This window comes from Faecalimonas umbilicata (genome assembly GCF_004346095.1).
Classification (GTDB): Bacteria; Bacillota; Clostridia; order Lachnospirales; family Lachnospiraceae; genus Faecalimonas; species Faecalimonas umbilicata.
In genome coordinates, this window is the sequence record NZ_SLZV01000020.1 from 59,149 (window position 1) to 65,687 (window position 6,539).

The 6,539-nt window shown below is 40.7% G+C and carries 5 protein-coding genes; 2 read left to right on the plus strand and 3 right to left on the minus strand.

The window, feature by feature from the left end; all coding sequences use genetic code 11:
- Positions 1-18 precede the first annotated feature (18 nt).
- The gene (locus EDD74_RS10070) at positions 19-1,899 is read right to left on the minus strand and encodes a DUF4838 domain-containing protein (RefSeq protein WP_116441924.1); all 1,881 of its coding nucleotides are present in this window, start codon (positions 1,897-1,899) and stop codon (positions 19-21) included.
- Positions 1,899-3,179 (minus strand): PTS cellobiose transporter subunit IIC, encoded by a 1,281-nt coding sequence (gene celB / locus EDD74_RS10075; protein ID WP_008976003.1) that lies wholly within the window; start codon positions 3,177-3,179, stop codon positions 1,899-1,901. The genes EDD74_RS10070 and celB overlap by 1 nt, the downstream gene beginning before the upstream one ends.
- Positions 3,180-3,449: 270 nt before the next feature.
- Between celB and EDD74_RS10080 the strand changes: the two genes are divergently transcribed.
- Positions 3,450-4,655 carry an ROK family protein gene (locus tag EDD74_RS10080; protein ID WP_008976004.1) on the plus strand — a complete coding sequence of 402 codons (1,206 nt, stop codon included), beginning with the start codon at positions 3,450-3,452 and terminating at the stop codon, positions 4,653-4,655.
- An 89-nt stretch (positions 4,656-4,744) separates the two neighbouring features.
- Here the strand turns inward: EDD74_RS10080 and EDD74_RS10085 are convergent, their stop codons facing one another.
- Positions 4,745-5,170, minus strand: a complete 426-nt coding sequence (locus tag EDD74_RS10085) for a GNAT family N-acetyltransferase (protein ID WP_116441923.1) — start codon at positions 5,168-5,170, stop codon at positions 4,745-4,747.
- 189 nt (positions 5,171-5,359) lie between these two features.
- On the opposite strand from EDD74_RS10085, the gene EDD74_RS10090 reads away from it, so the two are divergent.
- On the plus strand, positions 5,360-6,439 hold the full coding sequence (locus EDD74_RS10090; RefSeq protein ID WP_116441922.1) for a M42 family metallopeptidase: 1,080 nt from the start codon (positions 5,360-5,362) through the stop codon (positions 6,437-6,439).
- The last annotated feature ends 100 nt before the right edge of the window (positions 6,440-6,539 follow it).

The window sequence follows — 6,539 nt, forward strand, 5'->3', positions numbered from 1 at the left end:
AAAAGGACTTTTACCCTTTTACAACTTGAATCCTGCATAATTCTTGGCTACCTCAATAACACGGTACACATCCAGATTTTGTTGGAATGCCATTTCATTTCTGCGAATGAAGTCAAGTACATCTCTCCACATACGCTGTGCTTCTGTATGTTTTCCTGCACTGATCAAACGGAGTGCCTCTGCCATCTTCATCACATATTCTCTGTGGTATCCTAACTGTTTCCACTCCTGCTTTTGAAGACCATCTCTTTTAGCTGTATTTGCCTCGATCACCGGAAGCATCTCCTCTGCGAGATTTACACACACTTCATATCTTGCTGACAGAACTGGATTTAATCTCTCACCGATTGCGTTGAAATAATCGCAGGAAGAATATGCAGAAAGATTTTCCAGATAAGTGATCACTTCTTTCCAATTTTCTCCGTACATGCTGCTGAAGTATTCTTCCTTCAGCTCTTCGTAATCGCGTGTATTGTTCCAGAGCATCTGTCCCATAACATAGTTCGGGAAGTTATGCGGAAATCCTGCCCGAAGTTCCTGACAGCTGATATATCCGTTTAACTGCAGGTTTTTCAGGAAATGAATATCGCGGTAGATCACATGACTGATCTTCATATAGCCAAGGTCTCCATAATGTGCTCTTCCAAGCGGATAATCATATACGAAGCTGTCTCCGTCAAACATCTTCTTCCACGCAAAGAGATAAGAAAGATTCTCTTCTAATGAATTTGGAAGCACGATCTTATTTCTTACATATGCCTTCGGTTCCGGAACATCTGTTTCGTAATTGACATCTTCATAACTCATTTCAAATGTACGCGTGATCGGCGCAAACATCATTGTAAATCTCTCTGGATTTTTGAGTTTTTCTTTCTCTGGCGCAAACAACAGTTCATGGTACAACAAGAAACAAATCTTTGTATCCAGACCTTCTTTCGTCAGCGCTTCATCCAGCTGATTTAAAATGCGAACATACTGATCTGATGGAAGATCTTTTTGACAGTGCTCACATTCACAGATATTATTTCTTGCATCGGAAAGCCATACATGCAGATAATCTACATCTCTTCTTTCTTTTGCATAATTGACGATCAGTTCTACCATCTTGTTTCCGACTTCCGGATTTGCAAAGTCAAGACTTGTCAAGATCGGCGCTGTATCAAACAGCTCTCTTTTTCCATTTAATTCTGCCACAAGATGTTTTTTCTCTTCCGGAAGGGTAAGACCTGATTCCCATCCATACTTTGAAGAATATCCGAGCACTTCCCCAGTCCATCCATGACCTACACGATGATGCACAATTCCTCTGATCTTCATCTCCCGATCGATCCGATCGCTCATCTCCTGAGCAATTTCTGTATTGAACGGTTCTTTTTCTGCATATGGATTAAATTCATGTTCATACCATCTCTTAAAGAATGAGTATGGATTTTCAAACTGGATAAAGAACGTATTCATTCCAATCTTCGGAAGCCAGTCGATAAAATCTCTCAGATTCTCATAAGAATCTGCTCCTTCAATGCAGACTCCTCTGTGTCGGAAACTTGCCGTCTCCTCAATAGAGATTTCCTTTTCTGCCCAGTCGTTTTCAGAAAGAACTTGGAAGAATTCATTCTTTCTGCCCGGACGAAGATATCTCACGCCAAATTCATGGAAAAGACGATACACGGCAATCAGTACTCCCACTTGAGAATCTGCCTGAATCTTTCCCTTTCCTCCGTGTAGTTCGATACAGATATGGTCCATATCTGTATCTTCTTTTTCCACGATCACTTTCAGATCTGCATCTTGCTCAGATGCTTTTTCTGCCTGCATTTGTAATACTGCCTCAAAATAATGCTGCATCTCTGCATGAAGAAATTCCTGCTCTTCTGTCTGATACCAAATTTTTATACTCATTAGTTTGCACCTTCTTTTTCTTTCAATAAGTTTCTCTTATCTGCCGCTTTGAAAAACGGGTAATAGATAACAAAGGACACAATCACAAGCACGATCTGTAATACCGCACCTCTCCAGCTTCCTGTCGCTAAAAATCCTCCGATGATCGGTGGTGTTGTCCAAGGAAGTGTTACACCTGTTGTATAAGGAACAAGATTTGTCAGCATTGCTACATATGTAATTACTGCATTGATAACTGGTGTCAGTACAAACGGAATCAACATGATTGGGTTTAATACTGTTGGGAAGGTAAATAAAATTGCTGTGTTAATATTAAATAATGCTGGAATACCAGATACTTTTCCAAGTGTTTTGTATTCTTTGCTCTTGCTGAAAAACATCAGGCAAAGTGCCAGACCGATTGTCGCACCGCCCCCTCCAATATACACAAACAGATCCATAAACGGCGCTGTTACGATATTTGGAAGAACTTCTCCTGCTGCCTGAGCGATACGGTTTGCATCTGCATACTGGATCCAAAGAGGATTCATAACTGCTCCGACTACCTGTCCACCATTGACACCACAGAACCAGAACAGAGAATTTAATAATACTGCAACGAATGTTCCCGGCAATGTACTTGCAATCAATCCTAATGGTTTTCCTACTACAATAGAAAGAATTGCATTTAAACTTCCAAGTCCTGTCGCTTCAATTACTTTTAATACAACTGCAAAAAATGTTAAAATTACGATTCCCGGAATCAATGCAGAAAATGATTTACTTACTACATCCGGAACACCTGCCGGCATTTTAATCGCAATATTCTTTTGGATAAACCAGCGATAAATTTCCGCTGAAATCATAGCTACAACAATTGCTGCAAAAATTCCTTTTCCACCTAACATTCCATAAGGAATTCCAACTGCTCCGTCTTCTGCTGCCAGTGGCGGTGTCATCAGAAGAAATGCTCCCAACGAAATTACACCTGCTGACGGACCGTCAGTTCCATACGATTCTGACAGACGATACGCGATTCCAAATGCTGTTACAAGCGCCATCAAGCCGAATGAGTTATTTGCCATTGTGTTTAAAAGAACATCCAGATTCCAATGAGAATGCAGCCATGCAGTCCATGCCTGTATCGGGAAATCTTTTATCAAAACAAAGAATGATCCCAATAATACCAATGGCATTGCCATCATAATTCCCTCTCTCAGAGCTTTTAAATGTCTCTGTTTTCCAATCCGCTCTCCGAGCGGAGCGAGTTTTCCCTCTAAAAATGCTAAAATACGATTCATAGCAACCTCCGTTTTTATTTATTTTTTATAAATATATATTATACTATTCGACAGCATTTGTAAAGTTTTATTTTATTTTTTATAAATAAAATTCTTTTTTTGTCTAATTTACCACGAAATTAGCATTTTTATCCGCTCTTTTTTAGATTACAGTGATTTCTTATGGCAAAAACTTCCTTTGCGTGATAAAATAGAAACAAATCACATCGATATGACAGTCATTTTATCTTACTTATTTATTTTCGATAAAGAAAGGATTGTATTTTATTTATGTATAAAAAGAAATCAGATGTTTACAGTCAGCATGTCTCTTCTGTTTTGGAATTTATTTACCGAAAACAGAAAACCTCACGAATCGAAATCGCTAACGCAACCGGTCTGACTCCCGCGTTGATGACAGAGATTACCGGAGACCTTAAAAGCCAGAATTTAATCGTCGAAATCGGTGACGAGATCAGCAACGCACCCGGCTCCGGCAGAAAGCGGAAGCTTCTTACTTTAAATGCTTCTGCAGGATATCTGATCGGGATTGAACTAAATATGAGAGGAATCTTTTTCGTGATAACAGATCTCTCTGGAAAGGTGATCACAGAAGCTTGCGAAACTTTTTCGTCCTACGATGTCAATAATATCAATTCAGAAATTGTTCTACAGTTGAATCTGCTGCTCAAAAAAGTGGATCCTTCGAAAATATTCGGAGCGGGGATTGCCATTCCGGGACATTTCGATTATGACTCACAGACGATCATCTCCAACAATCCTCTTTGGAAAGCGTTTAATTTAAAAGAAATTTCAGTATATTTTCCATTTCCATTCATCGTCAACAACAATGTAGAATGTATGTCTCTTGGAGAATATCTGTTTCAAGCCAAAAATTCTCCGGACAAGTTTTTGTTCTATCATATCGGTCATGGTCTGTTTTGTTCCTTTTTCAATGCAGAGCAGTTGGGGGTAAAAAATAACTATTATATTGGTGAAGTCGGTCACACGGTTGTAGATATCAATGGCCCTCTCTGTGAATGCGGCAAACGCGGATGCCTTCAGACTTATATTTCCGAATCATGGCTGATCAAAAATGCGAGATTTCTGTTTCACCAGTCTTCTTCCAGCATTTTCAGAAGCCTTGTAGATAACGCAGAGGCAATCGACATCGATACAGTGATCAAAGCCTATGAACTCGGCGATCCTTATTTTAACACGCAGATCGACCTCGGTATCCGCCTTTTAAGTGTATCCGTCGCAAACACTCTGATCATTCAAGACATCGATAAAATATACTTAAACAGCAGGCTGTTCCGGCACGATTCCTTCCAAAATCAGCTGACCGCTCTGATTCAGGAACAATTAAATTTTATCCCGACCAAACGGAATATCGAAATTGAAATTACTCAATTCGATGATTATCGCGGAGCAATCGGCGCCTGCGCACTTGCTTCTTTTGCATTTTTGATCAAGAATAAACATTTTGATATTTAAAAACTTCTTTTCACAAAATAGAGGAAGCTATCCCTATCCGGTATTTTTTATCCCGAACGGATCCGCTTCCTCCATAGAAATTGCTTCCACTATAAACTTATATCTTTTATCAGAAAAAGTTCCATCGGCTGTGCATACTTCGGAATATCAATGACAAACCCTCCACAATCTTTATATCCCATTTTTCTATAAAAATGCTGTGCCGTCTCATCAACTTGCGTGGAAGTCAGCAGCATTTCATATCCTTGCATCCGCATTTCATTTTCCCAATATGTTAAAAGCTGTTTTCCATAACCATTCCCCTGATATTTCTCTGCGATAAAAAGCATCGTGCAAAATGGTGTATTATCCCAAAAAAGGTTGTAACGGAGTAATCCCACCGGCTTTTCATTCACTAAAAGAACATATCCTCTTCTTGTACGCACTTTATTCTCAAATTCTTCTTGCGTCAAATGCCCATCCAGCTGATACCAGAACTCCCAATCTGCACTCTCTACAGGTCTGATCCGAATCATATCGTCCCTCCTCTCCTGTCTTAGCTATATTATAGCACATTCCCCTAAAAGAAACCGGAAGAATTTTTCTGCTTCGATTTCAAAAAACCGATTGTAGCAGATCTAAAATGTATGATACGATAATAGAAAACGAAAACAGATCTATCCTCTGTTTTTACCGTAGAAATCAGAAAGAAAGGAATCTTAGCTATGAGAACAAAAGAAGAAAACATATGTCTCATCCAGGCACTGAGCAATGCAAACGGCGTATCTGGCTTTGAGGATGAAGTTGCAGAACTTGGCCGAAAAGAGACCGAGGCATACTGCAATGTAACAATCGACTCCTTAAGAAATACTTACATGAGCCTGAAAAATAACCGTAAGCAACCTTGTAAGGTCTGGATTGATGCACACAGCGATGAAGTCGGATATATCGTGCAGGCGATCAAACCCAATGGTACTATGAATTTCCTCACAATCGGAGGAAGTGATATTTCCAGTCTCCCATCAAATAAAGTACGCGTGCAGACTGCCAAAGGAGAGTATATTCCCGGGATCATTACAAGCAAACCTCCTCATTTTGTCAGTGCTGCAGAGAAAAATCAAGGGCAGATACTTTCAGATCTCGCTATCGATGTCGGTGCTGTAAGCGCGCAGGATTTGAAAGAAAACTTTCAGATCCGTATGGCTGCTCCGGTTGTCCCGGACGTGACATGCACCTATGATGAAACGCACGATTTATTTATGGGAAAAGCGTTTGACTGCCGGATTGGATGCGCCGCTCTGATTGAAACACTGAACCAGTTAAGTACGGAAATGCTAGATGTAGAGGTAGAGGCAACTCTGACCGTGCAAGAGGAGGTGGGAGAAAGAGGCTCTATGGCTGCTGTCGATAACATCGATGCCGACGTGTGCATTGTATTTGAGGGATGTCCGGCAGATGATACCTTTTCTCCTGACTATCTGATTCAGGTAGCACTCCGAAAAGGTCCAATGCTTCGCCACTTTGATTGTTCGATGATCACAAATCCTCGTTTCCAGCGGTTTGCTCTGGATCTTGGGGAGGAACTCGGTATTCCAGTGCAGGAATCTGTCCGCAGCGGCGGCGGTACAAACGGAAAATACATCCATGCTTCCCGCCACGGTGTCCCAACCATCGTGATTGGCATTCCTGTCCGTTATATCCACAGTCATCATGGAATCTGCACACTGGAAGATTACGAAAATGCGGTAAAACTCGCCGTGGAAATTGTCAAACGGCTCAACGAAGAAACAATCAGAAGTTTTTAATCCAAAATCGAGTAGGAGGCTAATCATTAATTGATTAGCCGACCTCTCACACCACCTAGCATACCGTTCAGTACTAGGCGGTTCCTTAGTTTTCACAAAC